Below are 17328 nucleotides of genomic sequence, written 5' to 3'. Positions count from 1 at the left end.
GCGCCATTTTTACATCGTTGGAACAACGTTGTAAACAGGCAAAACGTCGCTACACTTCGTGTCCGCCGGGCTCGTCGTGGGCAGCCGGCCGGAGCGGAGGGAGTCGGCGTGGCCGTGACACTCAAGGACGTCGCGACGCTGGCGGGCGTTTCGGTGAAGACCGTGTCGAACGTGGTGAACGGGTACGCGTTCGTGAAGCCGGAGAACCGCAGGCGGGTCGAGGAGGCGCTGGCCGCGACCGGCTACCGGCCGAACGTCGGCGCGCGCAACCTGCGTCGTGGCCGCACCGGCTTTCTCGCGCTCATGGTGCCGGAGTTGAGCATTCCGTACTTCGGCGAACTGGCCGGGCTGGTGATCACCGCGGCGCAGCGGCGGGGCTGGAGCGTGCTGATCGAGCAGACGCAGGGCACCCGCACCCGGGAACGGGCCACTGTGGACTCTCTCGGCCCACATCTGGTGGACGGTGCGCTGGTGCACCCGGAAGCCCTCGAGTCGGGTGATTTCCCGGATCCGGAAAAGGGAATTCCGATGGTGCTGCTGGGGGAGCACGCGGTGGACGTGGAGCTCGACCGGGTGGCCATCGACAACGTGCGGGCCGCCCACGCCGCGGTTTCGCACTTGGTTTCCTTGGGCCGCAAGCGGATTGCTGCCATCGGGGTGAACCCGCGACGCGGCACCGCTTCGCTGCGCGTCGCCGGTTACCGCGCGGCGCTGTCCGACGCCGGTCTGTCCGTTGTGGACTCGCTGATGGAGCCCGCGGACAAGTACCACCGCGCCAACGGTGCGGCTGCGATGAAGCGGCTGCTGTCGTTACCGGAGCCGCCGGACGCGGTGTTCTGCTTCAACGACCTGCTCGCGGTCGGCGCACTGCGTTCGGTCGCCGAACGCGGGCTGCGGGTGCCGCAGGACATCGCGATCGTCGGCTTCGACAACACCGACGAGAGTGCGTTCAGCCTGCCCTCGATCACCACCATCGCACCGGACAAGGCGGCCATCGCCGACGCCGCAGTCGACCTCGTGCACGCCCGGATCGCCGGTACCGAGCAGACGCCGCCGCACGAGGTGCAGCCGCCGTTCTCCCTGGAAATCCGGGAAAGCACCGCCGGGGTCGGTACGGCAGCGGGTGGCACGCCGGCAGCGTGAGCACGCTGGACGGGGCGGTGGGCACTGTCGCTTGTCGACCGCGGCGGCGAACTCGGCCGGAATCGCGTTCGGAGAACAGGTCGTGGGAAAGCGTCATCGAGGCTCAGCCCCTACGCCCGGCCGAGGCGGGGCGCGCTAAAGCGGTCGCGTGGAAACAGGTTCCGCCCAGAAGGCGGTGAGCATCCGGGCGCCGCGGGCCGGATCCTGTGCCATCCACCAGTGGCCCAGTCCCTCGAGCACGGCCACTCGCGCGCCGGCTTGGGTCGCGGCTTCGCGGCGCCGGTCCGGTGGGCCGCCGAACTGATCCTCGGTGGCGAGCATGGCCAGTCCCGGGCGGGCCGCCGCGGCGGGCAGATTCCGGCCCAGTTCGGCCATCACCGGCTGCACCATGGAGCGGTACAGGGTCAGGATCGCCTGTCCCATCTCCGGACCCTGCGCGGCGGCGAGCCGCTCGGCGACCGGCTCGGGAATGCCGCGCGAGACCATCCGCGCGGTCCGCTGTTCGAGCGAACCACCCAGCAGCCCGGCGACGGACTCCTCACCGGCTCCCGGCGTCTGCCACAGCCGGGCGAGATCGTGCCACACGTAGTCCGGGTGGAACACGCCCAGTGAGTCGCTCACCCAGGTGCGCAGCAGATCGGGCCGTGTCATGGCGACCGAAAGCGCTGTGCTGCCGCCGATGTCGTGGCCGACGAGGTCGACCGGCTCGCCCAGCGCGGTCAGCTCCTCGACGAGCCAGTCGCGGTAATCGGTCACTGTGCCGCCGAAGCCGTCCGGCACGGGTGCGCCGAAGCCGGGTGGCGACAGCCGCAGTACGTCGGCGCGGTCCAGTTCGGCACACAGGGGATCCCAGACGGCAGCACTTTCGGGATTGCCGTTCACGAACACAGCAGGCATGCCGCAAACGCTACATACTTGTCATCCAGCACGCAAGTTTGTAGTCTGTCCGCCATGCCTGCCGCACCCGAGCGCCGGACCCAGGAACAGCGCCGCACCACGACGACGGCCGCTGTGCTCTCGGCGGCAGCGGAGCTGGTCGTGGAATCCGGTGTGCCGGCGGTGACTCTGGCCAGGGTCGGCGAACGGGCCGGATACAGCAGGGGGATCGTCACCCACCACTTCGGCTCGAAGCAGGCGCTGCTCGAAGCGCTGGCGAAGGCGAGTCAGGGCGGGTTCGTCCCGGGCGTCGCCGAGTGCGCTCCCGGGCTCGACCGGCTGGTGCGCCTGATCAAGGGCTACCTGACTGAACTCGGCCGCGACGGAGTGCGTGGCCGGGCTTTCCTGGTGCTGTGGGCCGAGGCGGCCACCGCGGCCGGGCTCGCCGGGACGTTCCGCGAACGGGACGAGAGCTTCCGCGCGGAGTTGCGCGCGGACGTCGAGGCGGGAGTGCGGGACGGCACGATCCGTGCGGACGTCGTGCCGCGAGAGGTGGCGGTGGCGGTGCTGGGGCAGCTGAGGGGCATCGGGTTGCAGCGCCTGCTGGATCCGGCCGCGGTCGAGACCCGGGGGCTCGGTCCCGCCGTGGCGGACCAATGGCGCCGGGCGTTGTCCGCCGGCTGAAGCATGGATGTCCGGAAGCCGTGGCCGGGAAACCTGCACGGTGGGTCCTCCGGGCGGGCAGGGAAACCTGCCCGCCCGGAGGATTCCCGGTAGCGCGGGGAAACCTCCCGGCACGGTGAATTCCCGGTCACGGCAGGGCAACCCCGGTTGCCCGGGCACGCGCCGTGCCCGGGCAACCGGTGCGGGTCAGTGGATCCCGGCGGGGATCTCCTCGTAGATCCGCTGCTGCGGTCCGGCGGCGCGGAATCCGTTGGCCCACAGCTGCTCCACCTGTGCGGACTCCTGCGAGTCCGGGTTCGCGTTCGTGCAGGACGGGCCGGGGCCACCCCCGGACATCAGTTCCGAGCACGGGCCCTCGTAGTGGTCCGGCAGGCCGAGCACGTGACCGGTCTCGTGCGCGGTGATCCGGATCGTGTAGTACTCCTGAGCCTGCGTGTAGTCGATGAAGACGGTGCCGTTGCCGTGCCCGTCGCTCTGGGCGTAGGAACCGCGGGGATCGTTGCCCTCGACATACGTCAACGAGGCGCCGGACGAGCGCTCGACCAGCTTCACGTTGCTCACTGCGTTGTTCCAGTTGGCGGCGCCCGCGTTGATCTCGTCACGGAACGACGGCGCACCGGAAGTGGAGTAGTACACCGTGGTCACCGCGGCGGTCTGATCGGCGTGCGCCGGTGCGGCGGTGGCCGGAGCGGCGATCAGCGGGGCAGCGGCCACGGCGAGCGCGGCGGCACCGGACAGCACGAACTTCCTCGACATCGGAAAGCTCCTGGGGGTGAGGGGAGTTTTGCCTGATTCGCGCGCGCTCGACCAATCTAGGCGGAAAATTCCCCTACCGGAGCCCACTTTCGTACTGTCCGGTGATTTTCCGACACCATCTACGGGTTGACAACGTCCGGCACGGGCTCCGCGAGCGGAGCGTCGATGCCATGGCGCCAGGTTTCGACCCGGTGCAGATCACCGCGGTGCAGCGGGGCACCGCAGTGATCGCACACCGCACCGGGCCGGGTGTCGTTGCCGCACGGCAGGTGCACCAGCCGCAACGGCTCGGCGGGCGAGGGGGAGGACGTGTGCGCGCCGGCCCAGTGCGCCACCGCGTGCACCACCGGCAGCGTGTCCGCCCCGGCGCGGGTGAGCCGGTACTCGTACCGGGTGCGCCCGCCGTCGCGGTAGGGCACCCGGGCCAGCAGCCCGGTCTCGACCATCCGGCCCAGCCGCGCGGACAGCACGTTGTCCGCGATGCCGAGCTTCGCGCGGAACTCGTCGAACCGGCTCAGCCCCGCGTGCGCGTCCCGCAGGAGCACGATCGTCCACGGATCGCACAGCACGTCGGCACCCCGCGCCACCGGGCAGGACACCCCGGTCCAGCTACCCCGTCGTCCCATCCGCCGCCTCCTGACTTGCGATGAACAAGCCTAGGTCGCGTCACCGGCGGTCGCCACCAGTGCGGTGTGCCCGCGCAGCACCGCCGGCAGCGGATCCCGGTGCAGCACACCGAGCCGTTGCGTGGCGCGGGTGAGCGCGACGTAGAGTTCGGCCGCTCCGCGAGGCCCGTCGGCGAGGATGCGAGCCGGATCCACGACCAGGACGGCGTCGAACTCCAGCCCCTTCGTCTCCGCAGGCGAAACCGCACCCGGCACCCCCGCCGGCCCGATCACCACACTGGTGCCCTCGCGGCGGGCCTCCTCACGAGTGAACTCCTCGACGGCCGCGGCCAGCTCGTCGCCGGTGACCTGCCGGGACCACGGCCGGATCCCGCACGCACGCACCGAATCCGGCGGCTTCACCGCGGGGGAGAACTCGGCGAGCACCGCAGCGGCGACGGCCATGATCTCCGCAGGGGTCCGGTAGTTCACCGTCAGCGAGCGGTAGACCCAGCGATCCGGGACGTAGCGGTCGAGCATCTCGCCCCACGACCGTGCCCCCGCCTCGTTGCGGCGCTGGGCCAGGTCGCCGACCACCGTGAAGGACCGGCCAGGACAGTGCCGCATCACCACCCGCCAGTCCATTTCGGACAGTTCCTGTGCCTCGTCGACGACGACGTGCCGGTAGGTCCAGTCGCGGTCCGCGGCCGCGCGTTCGGCCAGGTCCCGGGTGTCGCGGTCGGTGAAGCGGTCCGCCAGATCCTCGGCGTACAGCAGGTTTTCGGCCGCCAGCATGACGTCCTCGTCCATTTCCTCCCGGTCCAGCTTCATGACGTCCATGACGCCGGCCGCGTACTCGGCCTCGGTGCTGCGCTCCCGTTCGGCGGCATGGGCGGCGGCCTTGTCCGCCGCCTCGTCGCGGCCCAGCAGATCGACCAGCTCGTCGAGCAGTGGAACGTCGGACACCGTCCAGGCTTCGCCGTCGGCGCGCAGCAGGCCCGGGTCGGCGCCGGCCGCACGCAGCCGTTCCGCCGAGGTGTACAGCGTGGCCAGCACGGATTCGGGGGTCAGGAACGGCCACAGCTCGTCCATCGCCGCGGCGAACGCATCGTCCCGGTGCAGCTGGCCGAGCAGGTTCCGGCGCATGTCCTCCCAGCCCTCGCGGTCATCGCGGGTCAGCCAGCCGCGGCCGATGCGGGCGGTGGCCCGTTCGGTGAGCACGTACGTGACGATGTCGAGGAACACCGCGCGGGCCTCGTTGTGCGGCAGCCCGCTCGCGCGGGCTTCGTCCCGGGCCCATGCAGCGGTCTCCGCGTCGATCCGCACGGTGACGTCACCCAGCCCGATCGGCACCGGCTGTTCCGGCAGCCGCTGCCGGTCGGCGATCGCCGCGGCGAGCACGTCCAGCATCGTCAACGATCCCTTGGCCCGCGCGACCGCGGGCTCGTCCTCGGCGGTGATGTGCCGGCCGGGAACGAGGTCGCCCGGCGTCAGGAACACGACGTCGGTCTCCCCGAGCGACGGCAGCACCCGCCCGATGTGGTCGAGGAACGCCGGATTCGGCCCGACGACGAGCACGCCGTGCCGTTCCATTCGCTCCCGCTGGGTGTAGAGCAGATAAGCGACGCGGTGCAGCGCCACCACGGTCTTGCCGGTGCCCGGACCGCCCTCGATCACCAGCACCCCCGGATGGTCGAGCCGGATGATCTCGTCCTGCTCGGCCTGGATCGTCGCGACGATGTCCCGCATGCCCTCCCCGCGTGGGGCGTTGACCGCCGCGAGCAACGCCGCGTCACCACGCTCGCCGGCCGCGGGCCGGCCGAACACCTCGTCGGTGAAATCGCGCACCTCGCGCCCACGCGTGAGGAACTGCCGCCGCCGGCGCAGGTTTTCCGGCGTCGCCCCGGTGGCGGTGTAGAACGGCCGCGCGGCCGGCGCCCGCCAATCCAGCAGAATGGGTTCGTAGTCGTTTTCCTGATCGAACAGTCCGATCCTCCCGACGTAGGAATGCTCCCCGGAAACGGCGTCCAGCCGCCCGAAACACAATCCGTTGTCGGCGACGTCCAGCCGGGTGCGTTCCCGCCCGAGCGAACGCACCCGAACGTCCCGCTCGAGCGGCGCGCTCCCGTTGTCCCCCAACGCGGCCTCGAACTCCCGCCGGGCCCGCGCCCGCTCACCGTCGAGCCGCGCGTAAAGCCCCGCGACGTGCTCCCGCTCGGACCGCAATTCGTCCTCGTACCCCTGAGTTGACACGTTCCCCTCACAGCGCTAAACTGATAGTTAGTTCGGCGGGTAATCCATTGATCGATGGAAGACACGCCGATTTTTTATTGTCCCCCCGGTGTCAAGTGGCTGGGGTGCGGACGCGTTCCGGGTGGGATTTCCGCAGGCCGGGTTGAGCGGGCGACGGCTGGTTCTGGCATGCCGAAAGCGGATGAGGGCCGAGCGCTGGGGCGAGAGACGTGGGGCTGGAGACGCGGGGCGAGTGGGCCGGTCGAGGAGGCAAGAGGCGAGGGGGCGAGGGGGCGAGGGGGCGAGGGGGCGTGTGCTGGGCTGAGTGCCGGGTGCCGGGTGCCGGGTGGCGAGGGCCGGGCGGCGAGGCCAGTGAGCGCGGCAAGAGGCGAGGGCCGGGAGGCGTGGGGCGGGGCGCGAGACGGGGCGAGGGCCGAGGGCCGAGAGGCGTGGGGCGGGGCGCGAGATGCGGGGCAATGGCCGAGCGGCAAGAGGCGAGAGGTGAGAAGCGAGTGGCCGGGGCATGTGCTGTGCCGCGGGGTCGGGACGCGGGTTGGGTGGGGAAGTAGTAAGAATAGGCGGGTGTCGGAAGAGGTCCAGGTCAGCGCGCCTCGCACGCGGAACCGGTGGGGCGAGGGCGATCGGCTGCGGGGGGAAATCCTCGACGCGGCCAGTCGGCTGCTGTCGGAGCTCGACGGGGAGGACGGGCTGACCATCCGCGGCGTCGCGCGGGCCGTGGGGATCGCGCCGGCGAGTATCTACCAGCACTTCACCGATCGGGCCGCGCTCGTCGCCGGGCTGACCCGGTACGAGTTCGCCCGGCTGTGCGCCGCCATGGAGGCGGCCGAGCAGCAGGTCGACCCGGACGACGCGGTGGGCCGGGTGCGCGCGCTGATCCACGCCTACTGCCGGTTCGCCATCGACAATCCCGGCCACTACCGGCTGATGACGGCCAACGGCACCAGCCGGCGAACGCCCGGGGCCCGGCCGACCGGTCCGCTGGTCGAAGTCCTCGACCTCCTCGCGGCCGGGTTCGAGCGGTGCGCCGAGGCCGGGATCCCACTCCGCGTGTCCGCCGAGCGGGCCGGAGTGATCGCCTTCGTCGGCGCGCACGGCCGCGTCGCGTTGTTCCACACCTCCACCACCGGCGGGAGCAGCGACATCGTGCTGTTCTTCGCCGACGAGCTGCTCAACCTCGTTTTCGCCTGAACCACGGACGTTTTTCCCGATTCGTCCCGGGCTGTGCTGCGCCGTCCCGGTGATCTTGGCCGCAGGCCTGGCGAAGAATTCACCAGCATGCCTAACATGTGTTCGGTAAGTATCCGAACGATCGTTTGGTGACTCTCTGTAGGAGGCATGAATGTCGGAGACCCTGCCCGACGCGCCCGAGTCCGCCGCGCCCCAATCCGACGCATCCGAGTCTGACTCGCCCGTCTATCCGATGGCGCGCGGGCGCTGCCCGTTCGATCCGGCGCCCGAGCTTTCCCGCCGGCTGCGGGAGGAGCCGGTGTCCCGGGTGCAGATCTGGGACGGCAGCGAGCCGTGGCTGTTCACGCGCTACGACGACGTCCGCGCGGTGCTCGCGGACCCGCGGGTGAGTTCCGACTCGCAGAAGGACGGCTATCCACAGCAGTCTCCCGGGATCAAGGCGCGGCGCACCCGGGCCCGGTCGTTCATCTCCATGGACGATCCGGACCACGCCGCCCAGCGCCGGCTGCTCACCGGCGACTTCATGGTGAAGAAGGTGGAGCGGCTGCGGCCGCGGATCCAGAAGATCGTCGACGACCTGATCGACGAGATGCTGGCCGGTCCGAAGCCGGCCGACCTGGTGCAGGCCTTCGCGCTGCCGGTGCCCTCGCTGGTCATCTGCGAACTGCTCGGCGTGCCCTACGCCGACCGCGCGTTCTTCCACCGGGTCAGCAAGGTCCTGGTTGCCAAGGACGCGACGCCGGAGCAGTCCCTGACCGCGCTCGAGGAACTGCTGGGCTACCTCGGCGAGCTGGTCGAGAAGAAGCTGACCGACCCGGGCGACGACGTGCTGAGCCGGCTCGCGGTGGAGCAGGTGGCCACCGGCGGTATGACCGCCGACGAGGTCGCCTCGATGGGCCAGCTGCTGCTGGTGGCCGGGCACGAGACCACGGCCAACATGATCGCGCTCGGCACCACGGCGCTGCTGCAGAACCCGGACCAGCTCGCCGCGGTCCGCGACGGGGACGACAAGCTCGTGGCCAACGCGGTCGAGGAGCTGCTGCGGTATCTCACCATCGTCCACACCGGACGGCGCCGGGTCGCGCTGGAGGACCTCGAGGTCGCCGGTCAGCACATCCGCAAGGGCGAGGGCATGATCGCCGCCGGCGAAGTCGCCAACCGCGACGAGAGCCGGTTTCCCGAACCGGACAAGCTCGACGTGACTCGCAAGGCGCGCCATCACGTCGCCTTCGGCTACGGCGTGCACCAGTGCCTCGGCCAGCCGCTCGCCCGGGTCGAGCTGCAGGTGGCCTACCGCACGCTCTACCGGCGGATCCCCACGCTCCGGCTGGCGGTTCCGCTGGACGAGGTGAAGTTCAAGCACGACATGGTGGTCTACGGGGTGCACGAACTGCCGGTGACCTGGTGAACGGAGGGAACGAGATGAAGGTGGTCGTGGATCAGGCCCGCTGCGTGGGCGCGGGACAGTGCGTACTGGTCGCGCCGGAGGTGTTCGACCAGCGGGAGGAGGACGGCATCGTCGTGCTGCTGGACGAAAATCCGCCCGCCGACCTGCACGAGCAGGTGCGGGAGGCGGCGCAGGTCTGTCCCGCGCTCGCCATCGAACTCGAAGGCTGAAACCCCGCCGGACGTCACTCCACTGTGGACTCCGCTGGTGGGGTGACGTCCACCGCGGCGACCCTTTAGGCTGTACGGAGATGGTCCGGGCAGTCTGCGAGGAGCCGCCAGTGGTCGTGTTCGCCGGGCAGGGTGACGCCCGCCGTTCGCTGGAGTTGTTGTGGCGTGCCGGTACCGAGCCGCGCACCGCGCCGGGACCGAAGCCGGCGTTGAGCGTCGACAGCATCGTCGGCGCTGCCGTGGAAATCGCGGACGCCGAGGGGATGGCGGCGTTGTCGATGCGCGCGGTGGGTGAGCGGCTCGGGCGCACCGCGATGGCGCTCTACACCTACGTCCCGAGCAAAACCGAGCTGATCGACCTGATGTACGACCAGGTGCTCGGCGAACTGCGCGCGGACTACGACCTGGCCGCCGGATGGCGTCCCGCGCTGGACGAGCTGGCGCTGCAGCTGTGGGAGTTCCACCTGCGTCATCCGTGGCTGCTGCAGGTTTCCCCGGCCCGGCCGGTGCTCGGGCCGGGGGAGTTCCGGATGCAGGAGATCGTGCTGCGCGTGCTGTTCACCACCGGCCTGCCGGCCGCGCGGGTACGCCGGATCGTCAGCACGCTGCTCACCGTGGTCCGCGGCGCGGTGCAGATCGCTGCGGAGTCCCGGGAAGCCGCACGGGAAACCGGGCTGTCCGATGCGGACTGGTGGAAGCCGCGCACCGAAGCGCTGAGCGCGCTCCTGCCGGATCTGCCCAGCCGGTACCCGCACGTCGCGCGGCTGGGTGAGGGAGCGACGCCGCCGCCTGCCGGAGTGTCCTATTTGGAGTACGAGGCGCGGCTCAGCCTGGAGGCCGGTGTCGAGCTGCTGGCGGACGGCGTCGAGGCCGCGCTCATCCGCGAGGCTTCCGCGCCTCGATGAGGTAGCGGGTGGTGGTGGCGACGAACGGACCGTCCCGCAACTGCTCGTGCAGCTCGGCGAGCCGAGGCAAGTACGCCTGCACGGTGAATCCTGGCACCATCCAGATCACCTTGCGCAGGAAGTAGATCACCGCGCCGACGTCGAAGAATTCCGTGCGCAGCTCGGCGAACCGCAAGTCGGTCACCTCGAGTCCGGCCCGCTCGGCGCCCTTCCTGGCCTCGTCCGGATGCCGGCGCCTGCGCGCCCGCGGCGGTTGCGGGCCGAGGAAGTACTCCACCAGCTCGAAGACGCTGGCCGGACCGACCTGCTGGGAAAGGTAGCTGCCGTCCGGGCGCAGGACGCGGGCGATCTCGTCCCACCACACGGTGACCGGATGGCGGCTCGAGACGAGGTCGAACACATTGTCCTGAAACGGAAGTGGCGGCTCATCGGAATCCGCGACCACGGTCGCGCCGCGAGGTTCCAGCAGGGCGGCGGCCTTGGCGAGGTTCGGCGGCCACGATTCGGTGGCGACCGTGCGCGGTGGCAGCACCGGCACTCCCGCCAGCACCTCGCCACCGCCGGTCTGGATGTCCACAGCGGACTCGACCCGCGCGAGCCGTTCGCCGAGCAGCCGCTGGTACCCCCATGGCGGCCGTTGCTCGGTGGCCCGGCCCTCGAGCCAGGAGAAGTCCCAGCCGGACACGGACACCGAACCGGCTTCGGCCACCAGATCGTCGAAAGAGCGCGCCATGCGCCCGATCGTCACAGCTGCCGGCGCTCGGCGCGAGCCGATTTCTCCGGGGGCGGGGGCACCGGTTTCGCGGCCACGACCGCGTCGAGCGGAACCACGACCAGCCCGCGCTTGGTCTCCACGGTGCAGGTGTTCGCGTCACGCTCGCGCAGCGGACCGAGCGCGTCGGTGAAACCACCCTCGATGCGGTAGCGCACCACGACTCGCGTGCCCAAGGGCACTTCCGTCAGCGGGCTCACCGGGACAGGTGCGCGGTCAGCTCGTCGTCGCTCGGCTCCACCAGATGCGTGCCGTCGGGAAAGACGATGGTCGGGATGCGGCGCTGACCGTTCTGCAGCTCCCGCACCAGCTTCTCCGCCGAGGCGTCCTCCTCGACGTCCACGTAGTCGTACGCGACGCCGGTTCCCTCCAAGAGCGCGCGGCTGCGTTTCACATCGGGGCACCAGCTCGCGCCGTAGACGACCGGGTTGCTGCTCATGACGCGACCTCCGAAGGGACGGGAGCGGGTTTCGTCTCGGCGGTCCCGGGTTGCGGATGGCCGAGGAAGGTGAGCCAATCGCGGAACACGTGGTGCACGGCCTCCGCGCCCACCGGCTCACCCGGGGCGGGGAACTCCCGTGGATGCAGGATGAACCCGCGCTGCTGTGGGCCGCCGAGTGCGCCGTGCGAGCCGACGTGCCGTTCGAACGGGGAGGACTGGTCGGACTCCGGGTCGTACCGGCTGTTGATCATGATGTCCGCGCAGTGCGGGAAGGAATCCACCCGCCGCACGAGCTCGTCGGCGAACGGACCGTAGTCGGCGAGCGGGTCCGCGCCGATCACGACACCGGTGGCGAGCCGTTTGAGCCCGTCGCGGCCGAGCACCACCGGGCCGAACTCGCTGCTGTGCACGAGCATGAACCCGACCCCGTCGTGGTCGACGAGCGTGGGCAGCAGGTCCGGGTACTCGCGTTCGATCGTTTCCAGGTCGACGCGGCCCTCGTGCTCGGTGAACGAAACCATCGCCAGGTGCCCGGACACCACCGCCACCACCCCGGGCGCCACGCGGGTGACCTGCCCCGGCGAGCCACTGGTGGTGCGGGCCCGGTCGTCGGAGCATTCGGCGTCCTCGACCCGGGCCCGCAGCCGCCGGGCGATCAGCCCGCCGCTGGTCGTCGCCTCCGCGAGCGCGGCGTTGACCTGCCAGCTCTCGGCCTGCCGCCGCCGGCCGGGCTCGGTCACCGGTTCGCCGCCGCACAGCCGCCCGACCAGCGCCTCCATCGTCTCGCCGAACCGGTCCACGAAGGCCTGGCCCTGGGTCTGGCCGTGGTCGGACAGGCCGACGAGGTGGTAGCGCCGGGGTGCGAGGCGGCTCGCCCGCAGGAGCCGCGCGAACTGCTGGTCGATGGACCGCAGTACTTCCAGCGTGTCGAACCGCTCGATCCCGGAGTGGTGCGCGACCTCGTCGTAGCCGAGAAAATCGGCGTACACCACGGGCCGCCCGGCCAGCATGTCGCCGATGATCGCGGACACCACGACGTCCCGCGCGATCACCGTGGTGCCCGGACGGGCGAGCGGGTAGAAGCCGCCACGCGGAATGCGCGGCAGCACGCCCGCGCGGCGCTGCTTGGCCGCCGCGGACAGCTCGCGGAACACGTCGATCAGGGCGACGCCGAAGGTGCGGAGCACGTTCACCGGGTTGGCGAAGTACGCGCGGTACCCGGCGCCGACGCCGTCGTGGTGCTTCCGGCGCAGCTTGCGGGGCACCAGCCCGGGAACCGAGCTCATGGTCAGGCTCACGTGCTCGGCGTCGCCGGAGAACAGGTTGCCGTGGCTGGCGCCGTCTCCGGCGAGCAGCCCGCGGCCGTCGGTGTGCCTGCGTTCGATTTCGGCCGCGTCCGACGGGTGCGCGCACGCCATCACGTGGTCGCGATCCTTTTCATACCAGCGGAAACCGAGGATGTCGTGGTTGGAGCCGTGCAGGATCCCGCACACGCTCGCGCCGGTCTGCGAACTCCAGTCGGTGTGCCAGCGGGTGAGCGTGTGCGTGCCCTCGCCCAGCCAGGCGGCGAACGTCGGCATGTCGCCGTCCCGCACCGCGCGGCGCACCGTGTCGTAGCCGAGGCCGTCGATCTGGAGGAACACGACACCGGGCGGTTCGCCGGCGACGCCGGCGCTGGGGGAGTGCTTGCGACGGCGGCGGGCGGCCCGGCGGAAGAAGATCTCGTCCTCGTCGACGGCCAGCACACTGGAGATGACCGCGCCCACCGCGGACATCGCGACGGTGAGCACGACCGCGGTGGAGAGGCCGTGCAGGTCGACCCCGGGCACTGCCTGCAGGATCGCCAGCGTCGCCGCGCTGAGCAGGAGGTAGGTGCCGACACCGAGGGTGAAGTAGGCGATCGGCCAGGCCACGCGCACCACGAGCGGCCACACCACCGCGGTGAGCAGCCCGAGGATCAGCGCGCACACCGTGGACTGCCACCACGAGTGCATGGCGAACCCGTCGAGCCACGCATCGAGCAGCCGCAGCGCGCCGACCACGGCTCCCCACACCAGCACCACACGCGCCACGACGCGACCGCCGCGCAGCAATCGGCCCTTCGCGGGGGCGGGTCTGGTCACCGGTGTCCTCCAGTTCGTTCCGCCGTGCGCCGGCGCCAGGTGGAAATCGCGGTCATCGAGACGGTCACCAGCAGCACCAGCACGGTGGCCAGCAGCGTGGCGATCAGCGGGGAGTCGAAGATGCCGCCGCTGAGGATGCCCAGCAGCGAGTAGGCCACCGCCCAGAGCACGCAGGCGAGCAGCCCGGCAGGCAGGAACTTGCGCCACGGGTAGCTCAGCGTGCCCGCGGCCAGCAGCACCGGGATCCGGCCCGCGGGCACCAGCCTGCCGATCACCACGAGCTGCCAGCCGCGGCGGGTGAACTGCTCACGGCCCTTGGCGAGCCGGTCGGCCTGCTGACGGCGTTCGACCCAGCGCAGCAGCGCCTCGCTGCCGAGCCGGGGGACGGCGAAGGTGAGCACGTCCCCGGCGAACGCGCCGAGCACGGCCAGCAGGATCACCAGCGGCAACGACAGGTGGTCGGTCGTCGTCGCGACCGCGGCCGCGGCACCGACCACCGCCCCGGTGGGCACGACCGGGATCACCGAGCCCAGTAGTACTCCACCGAACAGCGCCGGATACCCGATCGCCGAGGGGTCGGTCCAGTTCACCCGCGCTCCTCGGGGGCGGGCAGCAGCACGTCCGAACCGGGCCGGGTGTGCAGTACCTCGGTCGCCAGCCCGGCGCAGCGGACGTGGTGGGCGAACGTGCGGGGCGGCTCCACGAGCAGCTGCCGCATCCGTGCGGTGCGGTGGAGACCGGGCAGGGCGAGCGTGCCCCAGTGCATCGGCACCGCGGACCGCGCATCCAGCAGGCCGGCCGCCTCGGCGGCGCGCTCCGGCGTGAGGTGTCCGGGGCCGAGGTTCGGGCCCCAGCCCCACACCGGCAGCAGCGCGACGTCGACCGGACCGAGCTCGGCCATACCGGGGAAGAGGTCGGTGTCGCCGGCGAAGTAGACGCGTTCGGTGCCGGCCTCGAACAGATAGCCGATGGCGCGGCTCTGTGGTCCGTGCGTGAGCCGTGGCCCCCACCGGTGCCCGGAGTGCACGGCCTCGGTGGCGGTGATCCGCAGGCCGCCTTCGGTGACCGTCTCGCCGGGAGAGATCTCCTCGACCCCGGTGAAGCCGTGCTTCGCGAGCCAGCCACCCGCTCCACGCGGGACGACGATCCGCATGCCGCGGCCGAGCAGCTTCAGCGACGGCAGGTGCAGGTGATCACCGTGCAGATGGGAGAGCACCACGATGTCGGCACCGGACCAGGCCGCGACGTCCGGGCGCGGCACGACCCTGGCGAGCGGCCCGACCCACCGCGTCAGCACCGGATCGGTGAGCACGACCCGGCCGCCGAGCTCCACACGCGTGCTCGCGTGCCCGAGGAAGTGCAGGTTCAAACCGCTCACGTACCGAGTATCACCTGATGAGGCGGCAGATGCTCGGCGGAGTGGCCGGTCGCACCCCGCCGAGCGACACGACCGCGTTTCCGAGACGTGGTCGCCGGCGATCAGGGGGCGGGAGCGTGGATCCGCGAAGCGGTGGTGCCGAGACCTGTCGGGCCCAGCGGGACGGCGACGGCCGGTACGGCGACCGGGACGGCGACGGCTGGAGTGGCGGCGGCCGGTGCGGTGGCTGGCGCGGCGTTGGTTGGAGTGTCGGCCGATGGCGCCAGCCGGTCCAGCTCCGCGTCGGTGTAGCGGAGGCATTCGCGGTGCCAGTTCACGATTCCGGCCAGCCAGTTGCGCAGCTCCTCGGCGTAGCCGGTGAGTGTTTCGCGGGCCGCGGAGTCCAGGTCGTGGTCGGCGAACAGGCTGGGCAGGCCGACCTCGGTCGCGTGCCGGAACTCGTCCAGCCGCGCGGAGATCAGGTCCGCCACGACCTCGAACGCCCGCTCCTGCGGCACGTCCAGGAACGAGCGCACCACGAGTACCGCGTTGTGCAGCTCGCCCTCGTACTCGATTTCCTTGCGGTAGGAGAACACGTCGTTGACGAGGCAGGCGTAGTCGATCGCGGAGTGCTCCACCGCCTGCACGACCCGGGTCCGGTAGATCTCCGGCGGTACCGCGCGCCCGTGCCCGAGCCGGCAGAGGCTCATGGTGAGATCGGAACCGAAGGTCCGGCGCCGCATCTCCACGTAGTCGATCGGGTCCGGGATACGGTTCTGCGTCTGGTTGACCAGCTCCCACAGCCAGCTCTCGGTCATGTCCTCGATCGCGGTGCGGAACGCCTGGCGCGCGTCGGTGGTCATCGGCCCCGCGGTGCGCTGCCACAGGTCGTCCAGGCTCGTCTCCAGTGCGTTGTGCGGCGGCGGCACCGGCTCGCCGTGGACCGGCATGAACAGCTTGAACCGCTCGGTCAGCGCCTTGGCTGCGGGCAGGTCCCTGGTCGCGCCGAAGACCACCGGGTAGTAGTCGTCACCGTAGGTACCCCAGGCGAGCCATCCGCTGGTCAGGTCGAGTTCCTCGGCGGAGGCGTCCGGATGGATGCCCGCGCCGCACAGCGGCAGGTCGATCCCGCGCAGCCGGCGTTCGTCCCACACCACGCCGTCGAGGATGCCCATCCGCTCGCACCAGCCGACGAGGTTGTCCCTGGCCGCGTCGAGGTGTGGGCTCAGCCGCAACGGGAACGGCATCGGGATCTCGGGCAGTTCCATCGGTCCGATCCGCTCGAACGGCTGGTGGACGAACGCGCGGGTCCGCTGCGGCGCGGTGGCCAGTACCGAGGAGAAGATCCGCGCGGCCGAGGTGCCGAGCCCGGCCGGTCCGCCGAGCAACTCCGGTCCGCCACGCGAACCGAGCGCGCCCTCGTTCATGTAGCGGCTGGACCTCAGGTGCCATTCGTGCCCGCCGGACTGCCAGTCCTGCAGGCCCTTGACGTAGGCGAAGGTCTCCATCCGCCCCGCCGGGTCCACCGCGTGCTCGTCGAACAGCGCGGGCACCTCGGTGAGCGCGGTGTGCTCGAACTGGTGCAGCCGGGAGGTCAGCAGGTCGTTCACCGCGTCCGCGGCCTCCTGCGTGGTGCAGCCGAGGAACTTCTCGAACACCAGCACCCCGTTGGACAGCTCGCCCTCTTCCTCCACCTCGCGCTGGTAGGAGAACAGGTCGTTGCGCAGGTGCACGGCGTCGGCGAAGCAGTCCCGCAGCACTTCCATCGGGCGCTTCGCGGCGATCTCGTCCGGCACTTCGGCGTGCACCGAATGCTCGACCAGGTTCGCCGACCACGGCGCGCCGCCGACCTTCCGGCGCATCTCGACGTACTCGATCGGGTTGGCGACCCGGCCCTCGTTGATGTTCGCCAGTTCCCACAGGGATTCGTCGAGCAGGTTGCGGGTGCTTTCCCGGAACCGCCGCCGCCAGCCCGCGCTGCGCTGCGGCACGGTGCGGTTCCACAGGTCCTCGAGCCCACGTTCCACCGGGTTCTCCGGGGTTTCGGTGATCTCGCCGGTGGCGGGCATGAACCGGCCCAGCCGGTCGAGGTACTCGCGGGCGTGGTCGATGTCGCCGGTGCGCTTGAACAGTTCGAGGAAGTGGTCGTCGAAGTAGAACACCCACACGTACCAGTCGGTGATCAGGTCGAGCTCCGGTGCGCCGGCGTCCGGATGGGTGTAGGCGCACAGCAGTGCGTAGTCGTGGGAGTCGAAGTCGTGCTCGTCCCAGATCACCGTGCCGTGCTGGGGGACGTCGATCATGTCCATCGTGGACGCCCACTGCTTGCTGTGTGCCCGCGCGCCTTCCAGGTGCGGGTTCAGCCGGGCCGGGTAGGGCATGTAGAACTCGGGCAGAACGAACGGCTGCACGCGGGGTCCCTGGCCTTTCCGTGTGGTGATCGGCGACCCACTGAGGCAAACAGACTCCACGGGCGCGGCGGAAGCCCTGCCACTCCGGCGTTTCCCGGGATCGCCCGTGCGGCCGAGCGGTCGTCACCGCGGGGTCGTCTCCGCGTGCCGCCGCGTCGCTCTTCGGTGAGCTCCGAGCCGACATCCGTGTGTGAGG

At 70.9% G+C, this 17328-nt stretch carries 17 protein-coding genes; 6 read left to right on the top strand and 11 right to left on the bottom strand.

What is annotated here, in order from left to right; all coding sequences use genetic code 11:
* Nucleotides 1-108: 108 nt before the first annotated feature.
* On the top strand, nucleotides 109-1143 hold the full coding sequence (locus BJY18_RS16480) for a LacI family DNA-binding transcriptional regulator (protein ID WP_184780821.1): 1035 nt from the start codon (nucleotides 109-111) through the stop codon (nucleotides 1141-1143).
* 135 nt (nucleotides 1144-1278) lie between these two features.
* Here the strand turns inward: BJY18_RS16480 and BJY18_RS16475 are convergent, their stop codons facing one another.
* Nucleotides 1279-2040 (bottom strand): alpha/beta fold hydrolase, encoded by a 762-nt coding sequence (locus BJY18_RS16475; RefSeq protein ID WP_184780820.1) that lies wholly within the window; start codon nucleotides 2038-2040, stop codon nucleotides 1279-1281.
* Nucleotides 2041-2094: 54 nt separating this feature from the next.
* Between BJY18_RS16475 and BJY18_RS16470 the strand changes: the two genes are divergently transcribed.
* A complete protein-coding gene (locus BJY18_RS16470) occupies nucleotides 2095-2703 on the top strand; it encodes a TetR/AcrR family transcriptional regulator (protein WP_184780819.1) in 609 nt (202 codons plus the stop codon).
* A gap of 186 nt (nucleotides 2704-2889) precedes the next feature.
* Here BJY18_RS16470 and BJY18_RS16465 read toward each other — a convergent pair whose 3' ends face one another.
* From BJY18_RS16465 to helR, 3 genes are all read right to left on the bottom strand, one after another.
* The gene (locus tag BJY18_RS16465) at nucleotides 2890-3459 is read right to left on the bottom strand and encodes a snapalysin family zinc-dependent metalloprotease (protein WP_184780818.1); all 570 of its coding nucleotides are present in this window, start codon (nucleotides 3457-3459) and stop codon (nucleotides 2890-2892) included.
* A 119-nt stretch (nucleotides 3460-3578) separates the two neighbouring features.
* The gene (locus tag BJY18_RS16460; protein WP_184780817.1) at nucleotides 3579-4085 is read right to left on the bottom strand and encodes a winged helix-turn-helix transcriptional regulator; all 507 of its coding nucleotides are present in this window, start codon (nucleotides 4083-4085) and stop codon (nucleotides 3579-3581) included.
* Nucleotides 4086-4115: 30 nt separating this feature from the next.
* Entirely contained in the window at nucleotides 4116-6317 is a 2202-nt protein-coding gene (helR, locus tag BJY18_RS16455) for an RNA polymerase recycling motor ATPase HelR (RefSeq protein WP_184780816.1), read from the bottom strand.
* A 561-nt stretch (nucleotides 6318-6878) separates the two neighbouring features.
* Between helR and BJY18_RS36935 the strand changes: the two genes are divergently transcribed.
* From BJY18_RS36935 to BJY18_RS16435, 4 genes are all read left to right on the top strand, one after another.
* Entirely contained in the window at nucleotides 6879-7505 is a 627-nt protein-coding gene (locus BJY18_RS36935; RefSeq protein WP_312873866.1) for a TetR/AcrR family transcriptional regulator, read from the top strand.
* A gap of 232 nt (nucleotides 7506-7737) precedes the next feature.
* The gene (locus tag BJY18_RS16445) at nucleotides 7738-8913 is read left to right on the top strand and encodes a cytochrome P450 (protein WP_376774761.1); all 1176 of its coding nucleotides are present in this window, start codon (nucleotides 7738-7740) and stop codon (nucleotides 8911-8913) included.
* 14 nt (nucleotides 8914-8927) lie between these two features.
* Nucleotides 8928-9122, top strand: coding sequence for a ferredoxin (locus tag BJY18_RS16440; protein ID WP_184784649.1), 195 nt, complete (start codon nucleotides 8928-8930; stop codon nucleotides 9120-9122).
* Between the two features lie 110 nt (nucleotides 9123-9232).
* Nucleotides 9233-10027: a TetR/AcrR family transcriptional regulator gene (locus BJY18_RS16435; RefSeq protein ID WP_184784648.1), complete on the top strand. Its 795-nt coding sequence runs from the start codon at nucleotides 9233-9235 to the stop codon at nucleotides 10025-10027.
* Here BJY18_RS16435 and BJY18_RS16430 read toward each other — a convergent pair.
* The 7 genes from BJY18_RS16430 to BJY18_RS16400 form a co-directional block, all read right to left on the bottom strand.
* Nucleotides 9999-10760, bottom strand: a complete 762-nt coding sequence (locus tag BJY18_RS16430; RefSeq protein WP_184780814.1) for a class I SAM-dependent methyltransferase — start codon at nucleotides 10758-10760, stop codon at nucleotides 9999-10001. The two genes, BJY18_RS16435 and BJY18_RS16430, sit on opposite strands and share 29 nt — an antisense overlap.
* Nucleotides 10761-10771: 11 nt before the next feature.
* Nucleotides 10772-10999 carry a putative acetyltransferase gene (locus tag BJY18_RS16425; protein WP_184780813.1) on the bottom strand — a complete coding sequence of 76 codons (228 nt, stop codon included), beginning with the start codon at nucleotides 10997-10999 and terminating at the stop codon, nucleotides 10772-10774.
* A complete protein-coding gene (locus BJY18_RS16420) occupies nucleotides 10996-11238 on the bottom strand; it encodes a glutaredoxin family protein (RefSeq protein WP_184780812.1) in 243 nt (80 codons plus the stop codon). The genes BJY18_RS16425 and BJY18_RS16420 overlap by 4 nt, the downstream gene beginning before the upstream one ends.
* Nucleotides 11235-13364, bottom strand: a complete 2130-nt coding sequence (locus BJY18_RS16415; RefSeq protein ID WP_184780811.1) for a phage holin family protein — start codon at nucleotides 13362-13364, stop codon at nucleotides 11235-11237. Before BJY18_RS16415 ends, BJY18_RS16420 begins: the two co-directional genes overlap by 4 nt.
* Nucleotides 13361-13954: a DedA family protein gene (locus tag BJY18_RS16410; RefSeq protein ID WP_184780810.1), complete on the bottom strand. Its 594-nt coding sequence runs from the start codon at nucleotides 13952-13954 to the stop codon at nucleotides 13361-13363. Before BJY18_RS16410 ends, BJY18_RS16415 begins: the two co-directional genes overlap by 4 nt.
* A complete protein-coding gene (locus BJY18_RS16405) occupies nucleotides 13951-14742 on the bottom strand; it encodes an MBL fold metallo-hydrolase (RefSeq protein WP_184780809.1) in 792 nt (263 codons plus the stop codon). Before BJY18_RS16405 ends, BJY18_RS16410 begins: the two co-directional genes overlap by 4 nt.
* A 101-nt stretch (nucleotides 14743-14843) precedes the next feature.
* On the bottom strand, nucleotides 14844-17132 hold the full coding sequence (locus BJY18_RS16400) for a terpene synthase family protein (RefSeq protein WP_376774675.1): 2289 nt from the start codon (nucleotides 17130-17132) through the stop codon (nucleotides 14844-14846).
* Nucleotides 17133-17328 lie beyond the last annotated feature (196 nt).

It is taken from the genome of Amycolatopsis jiangsuensis, from assembly GCF_014204865.1.
In the GTDB taxonomy this organism is placed as follows: domain Bacteria; phylum Actinomycetota; class Actinomycetes; order Mycobacteriales; family Pseudonocardiaceae; genus Amycolatopsis; species Amycolatopsis jiangsuensis.
Note: the sequence above shows the minus strand (reverse complement) of the source record. Positions and strands in the feature narration are given on the sequence as shown.

Excerpts from the sequence above, each read along its gene's own strand:
- BJY18_RS16465 (WP_184780818.1), bottom strand. The coding sequence starts at position 3,459 with ATGTCGAGGAAGTTCGTGCTGTCCGGTGCCGCCGCGCTCGCCGTGGCC.
- BJY18_RS16470 (WP_184780819.1), top strand. The coding sequence starts at position 2,095 with ATGCCTGCCGCACCCGAGCGCCGGACCCAGGAACAGCGCCGCACCACG.
- BJY18_RS16445 (WP_376774761.1), top strand. The coding sequence starts at position 7,738 with ATGGCGCGCGGGCGCTGCCCGTTCGATCCGGCGCCCGAGCTTTCCCGC.
- BJY18_RS16475 (WP_184780820.1), bottom strand. The coding sequence starts at position 2,040 with ATGCCTGCTGTGTTCGTGAACGGCAATCCCGAAAGTGCTGCCGTCTGG.
- BJY18_RS16420 (WP_184780812.1), bottom strand. The coding sequence starts at position 11,238 with ATGAGCAGCAACCCGGTCGTCTACGGCGCGAGCTGGTGCCCCGATGTG.
- BJY18_RS16440 (WP_184784649.1), top strand. The coding sequence starts at position 8,928 with ATGAAGGTGGTCGTGGATCAGGCCCGCTGCGTGGGCGCGGGACAGTGC.
- BJY18_RS16460 (WP_184780817.1), bottom strand. The coding sequence starts at position 4,085 with ATGGGACGACGGGGTAGCTGGACCGGGGTGTCCTGCCCGGTGGCGCGG.
- BJY18_RS16430 (WP_184780814.1), bottom strand. The coding sequence starts at position 10,760 with ATGGCGCGCTCTTTCGACGATCTGGTGGCCGAAGCCGGTTCGGTGTCC.